17 protein-coding genes are annotated in these 14,999 nt (G+C 65.8%); 12 read left to right on the top strand and 5 right to left on the bottom strand.

What is annotated here, in order from left to right; genetic code table 11:
* The first annotated feature begins 48 nt into the window (after nt 1-48).
* Nucleotides 49-576 (top strand): hypothetical protein, encoded by a 528-nt coding sequence (locus tag ACFQE0_RS08445; RefSeq protein ID WP_378968792.1) that lies wholly within the window; start codon nt 49-51, stop codon nt 574-576.
* Nucleotides 577-607: 31 nt separating this feature from the next.
* On the top strand, nt 608-955 hold the full coding sequence (locus tag ACFQE0_RS08450; RefSeq protein WP_378968794.1) for a 3'-5' exonuclease: 348 nt from the start codon (nt 608-610) through the stop codon (nt 953-955).
* 326 nt (nt 956-1,281) lie between these two features.
* Here ACFQE0_RS08450 and ACFQE0_RS08455 read toward each other — a convergent pair whose 3' ends face one another.
* Together ACFQE0_RS08455 and ACFQE0_RS08460 are read right to left on the bottom strand one after the other, a co-directional pair.
* Entirely contained in the window at nt 1,282-1,725 is a 444-nt protein-coding gene (locus tag ACFQE0_RS08455) for a TetR/AcrR family transcriptional regulator C-terminal domain-containing protein (RefSeq protein WP_051975898.1), read from the bottom strand.
* A gap of 470 nt (nt 1,726-2,195) precedes the next feature.
* Nucleotides 2,196-2,774, bottom strand: a complete 579-nt coding sequence (locus ACFQE0_RS08460) for a helix-turn-helix domain-containing protein (protein WP_179239979.1) — start codon at nt 2,772-2,774, stop codon at nt 2,196-2,198.
* On the opposite strand from ACFQE0_RS08460, the gene ACFQE0_RS08465 reads away from it, so the two are divergent.
* The 9 genes from ACFQE0_RS08465 (at nt 2,758) to ACFQE0_RS08505 (ending at nt 10,601) form a co-directional block, all read left to right on the top strand.
* Nucleotides 2,758-3,186 (top strand): hypothetical protein, encoded by a 429-nt coding sequence (locus ACFQE0_RS08465; RefSeq protein WP_043378410.1) that lies wholly within the window; start codon nt 2,758-2,760, stop codon nt 3,184-3,186. The genes ACFQE0_RS08460 and ACFQE0_RS08465 overlap by 17 nt on opposite strands.
* Nucleotides 3,187-3,349: 163 nt before the next feature.
* The gene (locus tag ACFQE0_RS08470; protein WP_043378406.1) at nt 3,350-4,084 is read left to right on the top strand and encodes a hypothetical protein; all 735 of its coding nucleotides are present in this window, start codon (nt 3,350-3,352) and stop codon (nt 4,082-4,084) included.
* Entirely contained in the window at nt 4,081-5,325 is a 1,245-nt protein-coding gene (locus ACFQE0_RS08475) for an ATP-binding protein (RefSeq protein WP_378968798.1), read from the top strand. Before ACFQE0_RS08470 ends, ACFQE0_RS08475 begins: the two co-directional genes overlap by 4 nt.
* Nucleotides 5,271-5,777 (top strand): P-loop NTPase family protein, encoded by a 507-nt coding sequence (locus ACFQE0_RS08480; protein ID WP_378975381.1) that lies wholly within the window; start codon nt 5,271-5,273, stop codon nt 5,775-5,777. Before ACFQE0_RS08475 ends, ACFQE0_RS08480 begins: the two co-directional genes overlap by 55 nt.
* The gene (locus tag ACFQE0_RS08485) at nt 5,750-6,124 is read left to right on the top strand and encodes a hypothetical protein (RefSeq protein ID WP_378968800.1); all 375 of its coding nucleotides are present in this window, start codon (nt 5,750-5,752) and stop codon (nt 6,122-6,124) included. Before ACFQE0_RS08480 ends, ACFQE0_RS08485 begins: the two co-directional genes overlap by 28 nt.
* A 383-nt stretch (nt 6,125-6,507) precedes the next feature.
* Entirely contained in the window at nt 6,508-7,164 is a 657-nt protein-coding gene (locus ACFQE0_RS08490) for a DUF4357 domain-containing protein (RefSeq protein WP_043378403.1), read from the top strand.
* Between the two features lie 701 nt (nt 7,165-7,865).
* Nucleotides 7,866-9,200: a tyrosine-type recombinase/integrase gene (locus ACFQE0_RS08495; protein ID WP_378968803.1), complete on the top strand. Its 1,335-nt coding sequence runs from the start codon at nt 7,866-7,868 to the stop codon at nt 9,198-9,200.
* Complete coding sequence (locus ACFQE0_RS08500) at nt 9,197-9,952, top strand: tyrosine-type recombinase/integrase (RefSeq protein WP_158713260.1); 756 nt, start codon at nt 9,197-9,199, stop codon at nt 9,950-9,952. Before ACFQE0_RS08495 ends, ACFQE0_RS08500 begins: the two co-directional genes overlap by 4 nt.
* A gap of 328 nt (nt 9,953-10,280) precedes the next feature.
* On the top strand, nt 10,281-10,601 hold the full coding sequence (locus tag ACFQE0_RS08505) for a DUF6634 family protein (protein WP_081948535.1): 321 nt from the start codon (nt 10,281-10,283) through the stop codon (nt 10,599-10,601).
* Between the two features lie 1,417 nt (nt 10,602-12,018).
* Here the strand turns inward: ACFQE0_RS08505 and ACFQE0_RS08510 are convergent.
* A complete protein-coding gene (locus ACFQE0_RS08510) occupies nt 12,019-12,405 on the bottom strand; it encodes an SPW repeat domain-containing protein (RefSeq protein WP_043378397.1) in 387 nt (128 codons plus the stop codon).
* A gap of 107 nt (nt 12,406-12,512) precedes the next feature.
* Entirely contained in the window at nt 12,513-13,058 is a 546-nt protein-coding gene (locus ACFQE0_RS08515) for a carboxymuconolactone decarboxylase family protein (protein ID WP_043378394.1), read from the bottom strand.
* A 96-nt stretch (nt 13,059-13,154) separates the two neighbouring features.
* Between ACFQE0_RS08515 and ACFQE0_RS08520 the strand changes: the two genes are divergently transcribed.
* The gene (locus tag ACFQE0_RS08520; RefSeq protein WP_043378391.1) at nt 13,155-13,973 is read left to right on the top strand and encodes a helix-turn-helix transcriptional regulator; all 819 of its coding nucleotides are present in this window, start codon (nt 13,155-13,157) and stop codon (nt 13,971-13,973) included.
* A 205-nt stretch (nt 13,974-14,178) separates the two neighbouring features.
* Here the strand turns inward: ACFQE0_RS08520 and ACFQE0_RS08525 are convergent, their stop codons facing one another.
* Complete coding sequence (locus ACFQE0_RS08525) at nt 14,179-14,733, bottom strand: GNAT family N-acetyltransferase (RefSeq protein ID WP_051975895.1); 555 nt, start codon at nt 14,731-14,733, stop codon at nt 14,179-14,181.
* Nucleotides 14,734-14,999 lie beyond the last annotated feature (266 nt).

Consider the following 14,999-nt stretch of genomic DNA (forward strand, 5'->3'; position numbering starts at 1 on the left):
AAAACGCACCGTCCGCCGAAGCCCAATGAATAAGTCGGGCTAGGCGCGTTGGGCGAGGAGCGCGATTACCGGGAACGTGCAGGCGCGCCCGAAGGCGAGCTCACCTTCTGGTCGACGACCCAGGGCCTCGATATGCAAGCGCGGGCGATCGCCGAGACGGTTGTTCCCAAGCTCGTGGAAAAAGGCATTCCGCTCGACGAAATCGCCGTGCTGTACCGAGCCGCATACCTCGGCGACAAAGTCGCGGACGCCCTGAAGCAAGCCGACATTCCCTTCGTGCGGACGGATGGAAATGCGCTCGTACGACGTAGCTCGCGTCTCGCTCGCTTCATCGAGGACTGTGCGCGCTGGGTCGTCGGGGGCTGGCGGGATGCGGACCCGCGATACAGTCGTCTGATCTATCGAGCATCGCTGCTCGTCTTCGGCAGGCACGCCACCGCCGATGAAGAGCGATTTCTGTCGGAGCAACTCATCGGCTTCCTTCAATCGACGATAGGACATGTCGACGGCACGCATGCTTGGCTGCAACGCTTCGATCGCGAGCTCGATATCCTCTTGGCGGTCAATTGGCCGTAATTCGGAGCAGGAGTGGGATGTCTGCGTCGAGATGATCGCCAACACCGATCCGGCTTCGAGTCTCGATATGCCGCTCGGCCATTTCGCCGGCCGCGTGGGCGGAACCGGTCGCGTCAATCTGAGCACGTTGCACAGCGTCAAGGGAAGGGAGTTCGATGCCGTAGTCATGTATGGCGTGAATGCACGAGACTTTCCCAGTGAACGCGACAAAAGGACCGCCGGAGCCCTGCGTGAGACTCGCCGCCTGTTCTATGTGGGAGTTACCCGACCACGGAAAGAGCTTGGGTTGATATTTCAAGAAAATCAACAATCACCCTGGGTGAACGAACTATACCAGAGGAGTAAAGCCGATGACTCGGACGCGGGAGTTGGTCTCTGAAGGATCTGACGAATTGTACCGGTCCTCACCGTTCCGATCGGCTGTCTGGATTCCTGCCGAAAGCATGAGCTGCACCGGACCGGCCTCCGGATTGTCTCGCCGCGCCTGAGGCCGCGCGAGCAACGGGCAACGAACTCCGCCGACAGCCCAGACCTCGACCGCGCCGCGTACCCTGCATGCCGCCCCGCGTGCAGAGGCCGAGATCACCACGAACGCCGACCTTTAACGTTTGTCGACACGGCTCGGGTCGATTTGTTCGCGCGAAGCTTGAAACCCGTCGATACGGGCTGGCGGTCAGATCGGAACCGGCTCACGAACGCGACTGTTCACGTCGGTTCCGCCTGGGACGGAACTCCGGCTCGTCGCGGCCGTCCCTGTCGCTGCGGGCGAACGCCCGCGAGAAAGAGCGCGACGGCTGCCCGACAGCGCTTCTCCTGCGCCTCCGGGTCGCCCTGGATGCCGTACAGCGCCTGCTTGGAACTGCGTCCGGGCACAAGGTTGAGGAACAGGTCCGCGGCGATCTCGACGTCGTCGACGGCGATCTGGCCCCGTGCGGCCATGACCTCCAGGAGCGGTGCAACCGCGCGCACGCCACCCAACCATCCTTCCTCGTAGGCGAGCCGCGCGAGGTTGGGAAACTGCAGCGCTTGCGCGACGATGTAGTGCGTGAGCGTGGCCGATCCTGGATCCTGGCTGCAGGCGAGCAGGAACCGGCTCAATTTGTCCAGCACAGCCTTCGCCTCCTGCGGTGCCGCCTTGAGAGCCTGCACTTCGGCCGCAGACGCGATACTTCGGCCTCAAAGGAACATAGCGTTTTCTTTCATATTCACTTTCCGATGCTCGCCGCGGCGGTTGCCCAGCCGGCACGAAATGCGCGGCGTTGATCGGCCGCCGCGCGCGGGATCATGGACGTCCTGCCGTCCTGCACGCACGAAGTCGCCTCCGGTTTATGAAAGGATCGGAGTTGGCCCACAGCGGCGCTGCCCCAGCGTGCGTGCGGATGGGCGGAGGCTCACCGGAGGATCAAAGCGGCGGCTCTCGGCGAATGCCGCCCCCATCCGGAGCTCGCTCGGGGCCCCGCGCGCCCGCCAACCGCGAGGCGGGCACGGTACGAGGGATGTCGTCTGGGGCTGCACCTCAGGCCGAAGCTCCTCGACTGGCCGCTCGCGCAGCCTCAGGCGACACGAGACAGTTCAGAGAGCGGTGAGAAAATTCCGGTGCATTCCACACCGAAATCACCTCAGCCCTTCATCTCGTCGAACCGCGGCTTCGATCCGTGGGCGAACTTCGAAGTTTTGAAAAGCTTGATGCCGACACCGTCGGCGTCGGCGTTCCGGAATTCTATGCCGCCGGCCGAAAGCGTGGCAACCAAACGCTCGAGGGTTTCGGGCTTCGGTGTGCTGGTACCGAGTTCCAGTCCGGCGATACTTCTCTTGGCGACGCCGGAGCGGACGGCGAGCTCCTTCTGTGTCCAGCCGAGCATCGCCCTGGCGCCTCGGATCTGCGAAGCTTCCACTTTGGCCGCGGAAGATACTTGACGCGGACGCATCTCTGGTGCAGCCTGCGAATCGCTGGAAGACGGAGCCGGAACGCCAATTGCGGAAGGCGTCTGTCCAGAAGACCTGATCTTTGGCCGACCTGCAAGTCCGTCGAAATGGGTCCACGCCGTTGCTACGGCGATTCCTTCGATGCTTGTCGAAGACGACGCGCTTCCTTGGCGCCGCAGGCGAGAGGAAGCGACGGCACCCCGAAACTTGGCAGCCTTGTTCCTCCGCTCCTTCGGCGGATCGGGAGATTGTGCCATGTCGAAGTCGTACACCGGATCTGGTGACGCCATCGTCGGCGGCATCCATGACAGCCTGTGTCGCAGCATCCGCATCGCGGGCGAGCGCATCCGATTGGCCCGCGAACTCGAGATCGTCGCGAGATCGCGCGACGACGTCCTGTCCGTCCTTCCCAGGGGGTTGGAGGACATCCAATCCTACAGGAAGCTCGCCGACCACGGCTTGGCGCACGCAACAGTCCGGCGCGCCCAAGGAACTGTGATCGTCCTGGCGGCGGCCGGTCGCGTCTGGCGGCGGCCGGATCTGAGACGTCGGCTGATCGCGGTCAAGCGCGACGCCCGCCGTATCGGCCGACGCGTCGTGCTCGTCACGGGAAGGGGCTTGCTCCGCTTGGCCGGGTGCAGACGCGACCCGCGAAGCCTCTCGCCGTCCCGTTCCCTGGACTGACCCTTTCGTCGTCCTTCGAGCGGCTTGCTTCGATCCTGGCGCGCGAACGCTATCGAACCTTTCCGGACCCGACAGGTGCCTCATGCGGAACGAGAACGTCGTCGTGTTCCCGACCGGACGACCGATGCCACGACTCACGAACGACCGAGGAAGAGTCGCGACCATGGCACGGAAGCTGGCGTCCGCACTTCGGCGCCGGCAGTCCGTATCCGGGCGCCAGCCTCTCTCCATCGAACTTCGCGATCTGACCGGCGTGGCCGACGAGACGGTGGACATGTTGTCGGCTCTCGCCCGAAGCCGGGTCCTCACGCCTGCCACGGCGGCGAGACTAGCGATGCGTCATGCTTTCGAGATCGGGCGCCCCTGGTCGGAAGCCGCCGGTGCGCACGACGCGCGGCCTCACGGCCAGCGATTCATTTTCGCCGGTGACGTGTTCGGGCGCTTCGCGATCAGAATCGAGGACCGGGCGAGCTGTGCCTGGGTGGCTCGGAGCGGGTTCGCCGATCTCGACCTGCTGTGCGGTCTGTGCCCTCCAGAAAGCGGTACGCTTCAGCTGGTGCACAGCCTGGATCCGAACGGCCGTCCTACGATCGATGTGAGCATGGCACGACTTCGGCTCGACGATCAGAGGCGCGCAGACCACGGACAGGATCCATCCGAGAAGCGGCAGGTTGTTTGGGTGGGCGGGCTGCCTCTCTCGGCACAGCGCCGGGCCCTGGCCGTCGCCGGCATCGAGGACGCGCTGCGGCACGGCGGAACGCAGGTTCGAACCGCCGCGCCGTGGTCATGCAACTTTCCAGCCGGGGAGGTGGAGCGCGCACGCGAAGCCCGCCGTCACCTCTTTCTCATCGGAATCGCGTGTCCCGGACTCGTCGGAACGACCGGGGGAACGAGATGAGCGGCCAGGGTCCGATCCCGTCCCTCGGCCGTTCGAAGGGCACGCAGCGGCCCGCGGAAGGCGGGCCGACGACAAGCGTCGCCTTCGCGGAAGATCGCCCGTCAGGCATCCTCGCGATGCTTCGGCTTCTCGACTCTAGCCGTCGAGCGGTCGATGTCGACCCGGACGAGGCCGAGCCGGGTGCCTCTTCGTCCCACCTACCCGACGACCCGGCCGAAATCGCAGCGGCGATCCTGTTCGGTCGCGCCATCGAGCGGGACCCCGCGATACTGGATCGGATCCGGGAGCGCTCGCCGGTACTCATCGTGGATTGCCCCGACGACAGCTGGCTCGAACCGATGACGAACGTCCTCGTACGAGGTTTCGGGTCCGGATCCACGCTATGGAAGCGAACGCCCGGCATGCAGCGAAGTGCCGGCCAGGCGGTGGTCGTGAAGGGGCGGTCCGACGACGTTCGGATCAGAGCCGAGACGCCGGGCGTCGACGTCGGACGAGCGTTTCGGAACTTCCAAGCCTTGATCTGCGTCGCGGCCCCCGGCCGATCACGGCTGCCCTTCGAAGTGGAACGATCGTGGGAGGAGCGGATCCCGCTCGGCCCGCTCGAGCCCGACGATTTGACCATGATTGCAGCCCGGATCGTCGGGTCGGATCCGAAGACGACCGTTCCTGCTTCGATCGCGGCGCGGGTCGACGCGACGGATCTCCGGATCGCGCTGCATGCCTCCCGGGGAGCGGACGGGTCCATCGACCGGCTCAGGGCGATCGTGGAACGCAGAGTTTCGAAGCCGCCGGCCGCTCCTACGCCGCGTCTGTCGCATCTATCGGGTTACGGCGCTGCGGCCGAATGGGGGATCGCTGCAGCGGCAGATCTGGCGGCGTTCGGCAGAGGTGAGCTGCCCTGGGCGGATTGCGAGCCCGGTGCGCTACTGAGCGGCCCGCCGGGCGTCGGCAAGACCATTTTCGCATCGGCACTGGCGAGAGAAGCGGATGTACCTTTCATCGCAGGTTCGTTGGCACAGTGGCAGGCGGAAGGCGAAGCGCACCTTGGGACCACGCTAAAGGCGATGATCGGCTTCTTCCGCGAGGCGCGAAAAATGGCGCCTTGCGTCGCGCTCGTCGACGAGCCGACTCTTTCGGAGATCGCCGCAAACTCGCGGATTACAACCGCAGCTACGGGGTCCAGGTCATCAACGGCTTCCTGGAATGTCTCGACGGCGATGGCGGCCGGGCCGGCGTGCTGATGATCGGCGCGACCAACGACGCCACTCAGATCGATCCCGCGATCCTGAGAGCGGGACGATCTCGATCGGGTGATCGCGATCGCCCGGCCCGCCCTCGAGGAACTGCCCGCCATCCTGCGCCACCATCTCGGATCGGATCTCGTCGCCTCCGATCTTCGGCCCATTGCCCGAAAGGCGTTGGGCGGAACCGGCGCCGACTGCGCCGCCTGGGTGCGGCGCGCCAGAGGCCGGGCCCGCCGCGCCGGACGGCCTCTCGTCGAGAACGATATCCTCGTGGAGATCGCAGGCTCAGCCGGACGCGCACGAGTCGAGGACGAGAGACGGGTGGCGATCCACGAATGCGGGCATGCCGTAGCCGCGCGGTCGCTCGGCCTGTCGATCGGCGATCTGGTCCTGCGCTCGCCCGGACACGGGGGGCGGCTACATGGGCTTTGCGCCCCCCGGGGTCGTGACCCGACACGTGCTCCGGAACATGCTCATCGTTCTCATGGCGGGACGTGCGGCCGAGATACTCGCGTTCGGCGACCCTTCCGCCGGAGCCGAGGCGGATCTCCTCGCCGCAACGACGCTCGCGCGCGACATGCACGTCCGCTGGGGTTTGGACCGGCGGCTGTCGGCGGATGGCGGACGCATGGTCGACCCTGCGGTGGGGACTCTCGTCGAGAGGGCGCTGCGGTCGGCGGCGAAGTCCGCGCTGGCCCTCCTGGGGACCCGACGTGAACGACTCCTGGAACTGGCCGAGATGCTCGAATCGCGAAGGTCGCTCGCCTCGGTCGAAGTCGAGGAGTTTCTCCGCTGACGTTCCGATGATCGGCGACGCGACCCGCCGGTCCTCGATGCGGTCGACGACCGGAGGTGCGTCGCCGACCGGTCGGTCCTTCCGATCCAAGTAGCGCGATCGTCGCGACGAACCGATCGCGACTCCCAACATGATGTGCAGGAGGAATCGCGATGCTGGAGAAACGTCCGCGTCCGTTCCGAGGAATGATGGCCGGCACACGGGACGAAGGGTACGTCTCACTCGAGTTCGTCTCATCGGGCGTCGCGCTCCATGCATGTCCGATATGGTCGATGGATCGTCTGCTGGACCTTCCTGCAATGCTTGGTCCCGGCTTGTACATCCTGGTCGGGATGCCGGCACCGCAATCGACGAAGCTCAGAGCTGTAGTCGGCGAATCGGGCATGCTTCAAGAGCGTCTCGCCGCACACGCCGCTGACCCGACGCTCGATTTCGTTTGGGACGCGTGCGTCGCGACCGGGCCGCGCATCATGAACGAGACCGTTCGACTGATCCTCCAGCGCGCGTTCGTCGACGAGATCGCCAACCATGGTTTCGCGACGATTGCGAACAGGCAGGACGCGGAGAGGTTCACGGCCACGGAACACGACATCGCCACGGCGGCGCAGGTGACCGAAGATCTACGCCCGCTCCTCGACATGGCGATGCCGGGACTCGTCGCGGCGGTCGAACCGGTGAAGGCGCCGATCGGCGCGCGTGTGGTCATGGCCCCGCGCGGCCTCGATCCCCTCGGTCTCGTCCGAACCACACATACGATGCGTTGGCGGGGCGCGCTGGCGACCGCGACGATGCGCGGCGGTGAAACCGTGCTTCTGCCCGGCTCGCGGATCGTCGCGGACGTATGCGCGAACACGCAGTGGTTGCGGGAGAAGCGGATCGAACTGATCGGATCCGGCGTCCTCGTGCCCGGCGACGACGCGCGGTACCTCACCGTCGCCGCCTTCGTCACTTTCCGCAGCGCACGCGAAGCGACCGCCTTCGTCACCGGCGGGGCGTCCGCGTCCGCGCGTCTCACCTGGATGCCGATCGATGAACTCTGAAGCTCCCGGCCCGGATCCGGACGCGTTCGGAGGCGACCGGCCTCGGGCCGCAGACCGCGGCCAGCGGCATGAGCGTCCAAGCCGCGGCCGGATCGACGACCGTGCGGATCCTCTTCGACGCCTCGTCGGAAGGCCGGCGGTCGATCAATGGGCCGACGACGAGATCGTGACCCTCGAAGAGGCGCGCGCTCTGTTCTTCCCGAACGGCCCGCTGACGGTCAAATCGCTTCGTTCGGCGGTCCGTCTCGGTCAACTCGCATCCGCTTCGATCGCAGGCAGGCTCTACACGACGCCTTCGGCGGTCCGCTCGCTTCTCGAGCCGCAGCTTCGTCGGGATGCGAAGGACACGTGCGGATCGGCCGAAAGCATGGACGACCGAAGGAGCCCGCGATCGGATCGAGAGGCGGAGGTGCCGTCCGTCGCCCGCCGCCGGGGTCGCAAGCCGAAGCTGCTCCATCGATCCTGGTAAGTCGCGCTGAATCTCTACCGCCGGCTTTTAGAAGTGAGACTATGGTCTCATCAACCAGACTCCAAAGCGAGGTCCGGCGGAGGGAATAGAAGATCTTCCCGTTAACATCTCGAGAACGACTGCACCTTGATGTTCCGCTGACCGAAGCAAGGGATCGGGCCATGGCTGGAAGAAGGAAACAGGCGGGTGCGCGGCTCTGGTTGCGCAAGCGCGACGAACAGGATTCTTCAACGTGGATGTGGTATATCATCGACGGAAAAAATCGCTCAGTCTGGGCCTGTTCTGGGATCCGCATGACCCCGACGGTACGAAGGCTGATCTTCTGCTTTCCGAGTACAAGGTGGACAAAGCGAAAGGGCCGCGAACGGCGGCGGCGCCATCCAATGCGGATGAGATTCCCCTCGACGACATCCTCGACCACATGGAGGCGTCCAACCCTGAAAAGGCGGGCGCGACGGATGCAGAGATCCGCAATCGCACGAACCTCCTGTTCTGCATTTCCGAACTTCGAAAATACTGGAGCGGAAAGTACCTGTCCGATGTCACGGCGCAATCCAGTGTTGAATACCGCAACATCAGAACGGGTGTGCGCTGGAAGAATCAGACGAAGGAGTCCGATTCTTCCAAGATCCGCGTAACCGGAACACAGTCGGCTCGCAGAGAGCCCGAGGTTTTGAACTCGGCGATCCAGCGCTATGCGCGCGAGAAGAACCTAACCGCGATCAGACAGGCCGAGCTTCCGCCGAAAGCTCAGCCTAGGGACGAGTGGTTGACCTACGACGAGGTCGCCCGCCTCCTCCTAGCGTGCCGTGGGCGTCGTTGGGATCCCGAGGCGGACGACTGGATTCGCGACGCTCGCGGCCGTCTCGTCATCAAGGATCCCTACACACGGCGCCGACGTGCCGGGATCGCCCGTTTCATATTGCTGGCAGCTTGGACCGGAACACGGCACGACTCGGTGCTCCGATTGCGCTGGAAGAAAAACGACTCGGCCGGATACGTTTCAGGCGATCTGAGGACATTGTTTCGCAGAGGTGATCGCGAGGCCGATACCTCGAAAAGCCGCAATCCTTGCAGAATCCCAACATCGCTTCAGGCACATATACGTCGTTGGCAGGAGAACGACGACAAGCGCGATCTTCTGAACATCGTCCATCAGCAAAATGGTACAGGTTACAATGCGTACATTCAAATAACCTTCAAGCAGATCGTCAAAGACGCCGGACTGGACCCCGAGCGCATCACCCCTCATACTCTCCGGCACACTTGCGCGCACTGGATGAAAAACGAGGGGGTGCCGATCTGGGTTGCGGCGGACTACCTCTCGATGACGGTGGAAACTCTCGAGAACGTCTACGGTTCGCATACGCTCGACTCCCACGAGTTGGTCGTGGACGCATTCGCTCATCGAAAGCGGCAGGTGTCGCCGGACCGCCGGAGCAATGCATCCGCAGCTCCCGTCACATTACGGGTGCCGAGCGACCCCGGCAGATCCAATGGTCGTGGTGACAGATGGACGCGCGATTGGCGCATGTCCAAGCGACCGAACCGGCGACGTACGCCATGATCCCGTCGTTCGCGGCTCTGCCGTTCGACAGGGCGACCGCTCTGGCGCTGATCGATCCTGTCGTCCATGCACGACCGGACGTTCCTCCCTCAGCGCAACGCTGTCTTGCGGCTGCTCTGGCCGTCTCCATAGGAACAGGGGCAGGACCGGACGAGCTATGCGCCGTCCACCCTCACGATCTCGGGACAGAAGCCGGCATCGCGACGATCGTGGTCGGTGCGCGCCGCTCGATCCACGGCCGGGACGCCGCCAGAACGGTTCCGCTGCTCAAGCCCGTCCGGAACGTTCTGGAAGCGTACATGCGCGACCGCCGGAAATATGCGACCGGCGGGAACGGCCTGTTCATGTTGTCGGCGAAGCAACCACTTGGCGCGGCCGATCTCAGGACTGCGATCGCGCGCTGCGCTCGGGACAGGTCGCTCGGAAAGGGTGCGCAGATCCGGTCGGCGCGGCTCACCTTCGCCGCGGCACTCATGCGGGCCCAGGCGACCGAGGATCTCGTCGCCTACCTGACTGCGCGCGGCGGACGGGCCCGACGCTCGAGAGAGGAGTTCTATCTGCGGCAGAGGTCGCCGCACTTCGTACTGCGCCTGCTCAATCGGCATCACGTCTTCGGCGCCCGTTACGACGAAGTCGCAGGTTCGGCGGCGGCTCGGTCGGTCGGCGAAGCTCCGGTATCTCGGTCCGGGGACGATCCGGATTCCGTTCCGGCTCCCGGGCTGTCGACCTGGAAGGTCGGGACTCAACGATGAAAGGCGATCTCCGGCGAGGCGGTCGGTTTCGAAGCCGCCCGGAAGTCCGTGTCGCCGAAGGCGATCGGCAGTCGCACGCCGGGATCCGGCGCTGGCTTCGGACGGGACCGCTCGGTGACGTCGTTCGAGCCGCGATCAAAGGAATCGCGCCCGTGCGAGTTTCGGGCGCGCGCGGGAGGATCGGGGCCCAGTTGCCGCACGATCCGTCCCGACGACGGCCGACGATGGCCGATGTCGCATCGCCGCGTTCGGAGGCGCGATCCTGCCGACCTCGATGCGCTCTGTCGCCCCCCATCCGACCACGGTGTCGGAACGAAGGACATCGATCATGTCGGTCCTGCACAAGGGTCCTGGCCCTTTTCCCGAACTCGCCCGCATCGCTGCCCGCCATCGTCGGTTGGCGGAGGATCTCGAACGCATCGCCGGCGGCCACCATCCCGGTGCCGACGATTTGAGGGATGCGCCACTCCTGATGGAATGGAGGCTTCGCTTGGCTCCCGCGCCACACCTCGTCGGCATCGTGCTCGGTCATCCTGTCATACCGGACGGAGAACTCTGCAGAACCAGCGAACTGTTCACGCTCGAACCGGACTTGGGTTACGCGCGCACGAGGTCGAGGTTCTACAGGCTGGGAGAAAGGGCCAACTGAACTCCGCTAGGCGGCGCGACGATCGTGGCTGCAGGTCGCTCCTGGCCGGTTCTCCTGCCGGCCTTGCCGGCGGCTTCCGGAAGCCGGCTGTTTGCATCTCGGGTCGGACGCCTGGGGATCCCGATTCCCTTCTCCGTGCGGGCCCACGTCGCCTGCGAACGCGTGGGCAGCCCAGCGTGGTCGGCTCGGCCGAGACCGTTGCCGATCGGAAGCCGGACGGCGCCGCGCCCGGCACCCGCCGCCGAATCGCGAATTGCGCGAACGAGGCTCCGGGCACGACGTCCGACGCGAAGTGGCGATTGCTGCCGCATAGAATGGCCGGCGCTTCATGAGGCTTCGATGGTTCCGTCGCGGATGAGATACGGGGAGGCGGCGCACGCTCAGGTTGGGCGCCCCGTCCGATCGGGCCGCATGGGGCTTAAGTGCCGTCGCCCGTCCGCCCGGCCGCGCCACTCCTTCGGATCGCGCGGCCGGACGTCGATCGGACGCGGGCCGAGGTTGCCGGCCCGCGTACGCACGAACGGGGCATCCAATTGCCAAAACCATTGCCAAAACCCATTTTTCGGCTCGGTTCCGCTCTGCGTGATCGCGATCTACCTCATGGGGCCAACCTCGCTCGACTCCGGCGCCGCACATCGCGGCCCCGCCTGGAGCGGCGGTCGAAGTGCGGCCTCCGCTCCTTCCGGTTCCTTCCGGTGCCCTCCCGTGCCACGGTATCGATTGCCTGGCAATGGATTGCCCTGTTCCTTTTGGCCGTCCAGACCTGATGGAACGGTGCACCAAACCCGCCGGCCTCGGCCCGATGCACGATCGCGCAATAGTCTCGGTCGATCGTTCCTTTGTGACGGCCGCGAAGTCTGCCTCCGAACGTACTACCTCAGATTGCGGAGCGCCCGAATGAGGGCGCGAGGTCGGAAGCGGATCGAGTGCCGGAAGTTCGGCATTTAGCTTCGCGTTCGGCGTACCGTCGTCCGATGAAGTTCTCGTGGAAGGGACATGGTGGCTTCCGAGTAAGGTCGCTCTCCGGCGCGGCTACCGGCCGGAAATCAATGCTTGGTATCCGTAGCGAGGGGCTGCTTCCGACCAGGCTTTCGGATGGTCTGATTGCCGGCAATCTGATTGGCGCCGGGACGACCGAGAATGGCCGAAAGCCGCTGATCCGCTTTGCCGTAAGTACGCCGGAGAAGCGGGCAGTCGGGCGCCTGCACCCGCTTGCACGATCGACAGCGGATCCCCGCGGTATGTGCAGCACAAAGACAACGCACCGACGCGCCTCGATGAGCCGCGCGTCCATGGTGGTCGTCATGTCCGGCTCCTCTCCGCCTGCGCATCGGCCTAACCCACCGGAGGATGATCCAGGCGAATGAAATGGCGGCCGAGCCTGCGTCCAGCCGCCTCAGGACTGGTCATCCGGAGCTCAAGCGTCGGCGAGAACCGGAGCGCGGTCCTCGGTCTCGGGCGCGTTCAGGACGAACGTCACCAGCAGCACCGCCGCGCCATTCGCCCAGTAGTAGATCGCGTCGAGGCCCTCGAAGCCAAGCACGAACGGCGCGACGATGAAGGTGGCGCCGACCAAGCGATCGACCGCCACATGCAGCCAGTAGGGCAGCACGCGGATGACGCCGGTCTTGTGGTCAGTGAGGAAGGTCAGCGCGAAAGCGGCGACGCCAGTCGCGACCGACAGCCACAGCGCCAGCGGGTTGGTCTTGCCCAGTCCCAGCAGGAACGGGGTGATTATCAGGCTCAGCGCCACCGGATAGTCGAGGTAAGCGTGGACGGTCTTGGTGACGAAACGGAAGTTCATGACACTCTCCTGTTGGCTTTGCGAACGCTCGTCATGGCGAGGCCGCAGTTGATGGACGTCGAGGGAGTCGGACGCGGCGGCTAGTAAGACGCCGCGTCCGCCGTGGGTCAGGCCGCCAGCGCGACGTCGACCTTGGGGAAGTCGATGTCGGTCAGCGCGACGTTGTTGGTGAAGTTGGTGAGGACATTGATCGCCACATTGGCGATCACCTCGACGAGCCGGCCATCGTCGAGGCCGGCCGAACGGGCGGCGGCGATGTCGGCGTCGCTCACGTGGCCCTTCGCCTCCGCCACGCGCTGGGCGAAGGCGGCGACCGCGTTGTCGAGCGCGTCCTGCGCCTTGCCGTGGCGGGCGGCATGGACGCCTTCGGGCGTCAGGCCCGCGCCCTTGCCCATCAGCGTGTGGGCGGACAGGCAGTAGTGGCAGCCGTTGGCCTGTGCGACGGCAAGCGCGATGATCTCGCGCTGCTTGGCCGTCAGCGCGCCCTTGGCGAGCGCGTCGGAGAAGCCGAGATAGCCGTTCAGCACGGCGGGCGACTGCGCGAAGGTGGTGAACAGGTTCGGCACCATGCCGATCTTGGCCTTCACGGCCGAGAGCGTCGCCTGGACTTCGGCGGCGGCATGGGCGGTGTCGATGGGAGCGATACGGGGCATCGGCGAGATCCTCGTCTTGGTTTGTGCGGCTTGCACGCCCGCTCTATGCCGAACGACGCGGTAGCGTAGGTCCCGAGAACGTTGCCGATCGTCCCGATGGATCACCTCGCCGCCCTCTTCGCCCACGCCACGCCCACCGCGCGGACCTTCTTCACGGGCAACCTATGCCAGGCGGTAGAATTCGCCGAAGGCGGCCATCTGCACTTCCTCAACGCCGGCACGCTGACGCTCGCGCAACGTGGCGAGCCCGACCTTATGCTCTCAGAGCCGACGCTGCTGTTCTTCCCGCGCAGCCGCACCCACCGCTTTCTCGTCGACCCCGAGCGTGGCGCCGACCTTGCCTGCGCTGCCGTCGACCTCGGCGGCGAAGCGGGTAGCCCGATCGGCGAGGGGCTGCCGGCGTTCGTGGTGCTGCCGCTCGCCAGCCATCCCGCGCTCGGGCCGACCTGCGACCTGATCGTCGACGAGGCCTTCGCGGAGGGCGACGGCCGGCAGACGGCGCTCGACCGGCTGTTCGATTACCTGCTGATACTGATCGTGCGGCACGTGGTGAGGAGCGGTCTCGTCGACGGCGGCGTCCTCGCGGGGCTCGCCGACACCCGGCTGGCGCGTGCGCTCACCGCGCTGCACGAGGCGCCGGGCAAGCCTTGGTCGCTCGAGAACCTCGCCGAGGTGGCCGGCATGTCGCGCACCCGTTTCGCGGAGCGCTTCCGCGTCGTTGTCGGCCGGACACCGATCGACTATCTCACGCTCTGGCGGATGACAGTGGCGCGCCAGCGCCTCGCCAAGGGCAAGTCTGTCAAGAGCGTGGCCGCGGAGGTCGGCTACGACAGCCCCGCTGCGTTTTCGCGGGTGTTCTCCCGCATCGTCGGGCACTCACCGCGCGAACAACAGGACAGCGCATCTCCTGAGTAAGCCTGCTTTGATGCATCCGCCCTCCGGGAGCGGTCGGGCGGAAATCCACCCGTCCAAGGCGTTCAGCTACCCCTTGACGTCAGCAGGAGCTGGCCGATTCGGTCCGCCCGCTTCGGAGAAGGGCCGCCGGAACAGCGAACGCTCCGCTTCCGACCCAAGTCAGGCGAACACGCCGCCGCCCATTGAGCGCCGTTGCGTCTGAGGGTCAGCCCGCCCGCGTGATCGGCCGGGCGAAACGTTGCTCCAGCACCTCTACCCCCCATTGCTGTCCGGGCCGCTCCTCTACAAGCCGGAAGCCGTGCGACTCGTACAGGTGACGGGCGGCATGTAGGCCCTGGAACGTCCAAAGGTGGACGGCGTCGAAGGCCCGCAGCTCGCAGAAGCCCACAGCGGCGGTCAACAGCCTTCTGCCGACGCCGCCACCGCGCAATCCGTCATCGACGATGAACCAGCGCAGATGCGCGATGCCCGCGCCGATGTCCTCGCCGTCGATGGCCACCGTGCCGACGATCTGCCCCCGGCGAACCGCGAGCCAGAGGCCGTTGCAGGGATGATCGAGTCGATCTGCGAAATCGGCCAGACCTGCGGCGATGCGTGCCTCGAACGCGCGTCCGAACCCCGCAATCCTCGCGTAGTGCTGGGCGTGCATCTCCGTGCAGCGCGCGAGAGCACCGCTCTGGTAGCCGGCCACGAGGGTCACTTCGGGCGGATGCGTCGAGACCTCGGGCGCCCCATCCGTCTGTCGCAGATCGTGCGTCATCGTTCAGCTTAGTCCCCCGGGCGGTGCGCCGACATCATGTTATCCAACCCTCGCCATTCCTGGTCTGGAGTCCTCCGCGACCCGACCGATCCGCCTGTCATGGGTGAAGGCATCCGATGAACGAACAACCGCGCCGGCGCTTCTCGGCGGTCTCCCGAGCCTGCGGGCTGGATCGTCCAATAACGCCGTGCTCTTGGCTGTGGCCCAACCAGGCGATCACGGCTTGAGCCGCCGGGCGCCGGCAGATCGATCGAGATTGCGGCGCA

It is taken from the genome of Methylobacterium komagatae, assembly GCF_042661665.1.
Taxonomy (GTDB): Bacteria; Pseudomonadota; Alphaproteobacteria; order Rhizobiales; family Beijerinckiaceae; genus Methylobacterium; species Methylobacterium komagatae.

Coding starts and splice junctions, on each gene's coding strand:
- ACFQE0_RS08450 (WP_378968794.1), top strand. CDS start 608: ATGATCGCCAACACCGATCCGGCTTCGAGTCTCGATATGCCGCTCGGC.
- ACFQE0_RS08465 (WP_043378410.1), top strand. CDS start 2,758: ATGTCGAAGTCGTACACCGGATCTGGTGACGCCATCGTCGGCGGCATC.
- ACFQE0_RS08470 (WP_043378406.1), top strand. CDS start 3,350: ATGGCACGGAAGCTGGCGTCCGCACTTCGGCGCCGGCAGTCCGTATCC.
- ACFQE0_RS08475 (WP_378968798.1), top strand. CDS start 4,081: ATGAGCGGCCAGGGTCCGATCCCGTCCCTCGGCCGTTCGAAGGGCACG.
- ACFQE0_RS08485 (WP_378968800.1), top strand. CDS start 5,750: ATGGGCTTTGCGCCCCCCGGGGTCGTGACCCGACACGTGCTCCGGAAC.
- ACFQE0_RS08490 (WP_043378403.1), top strand. CDS start 6,508: ATGCTTCAAGAGCGTCTCGCCGCACACGCCGCTGACCCGACGCTCGAT.
- ACFQE0_RS08500 (WP_158713260.1), top strand. CDS start 9,197: ATGATCCCGTCGTTCGCGGCTCTGCCGTTCGACAGGGCGACCGCTCTG.
- ACFQE0_RS08505 (WP_081948535.1), top strand. CDS start 10,281: ATGTCGGTCCTGCACAAGGGTCCTGGCCCTTTTCCCGAACTCGCCCGC.
- ACFQE0_RS08510 (WP_043378397.1), bottom strand. CDS start 12,405: ATGAACTTCCGTTTCGTCACCAAGACCGTCCACGCTTACCTCGACTAT.
- ACFQE0_RS08515 (WP_043378394.1), bottom strand. CDS start 13,058: ATGCCCCGTATCGCTCCCATCGACACCGCCCATGCCGCCGCCGAAGTC.
- ACFQE0_RS08520 (WP_043378391.1), top strand. CDS start 13,155: ATGGATCACCTCGCCGCCCTCTTCGCCCACGCCACGCCCACCGCGCGG.
- ACFQE0_RS08525 (WP_051975895.1), bottom strand. CDS start 14,733: ATGACGCACGATCTGCGACAGACGGATGGGGCGCCCGAGGTCTCGACG.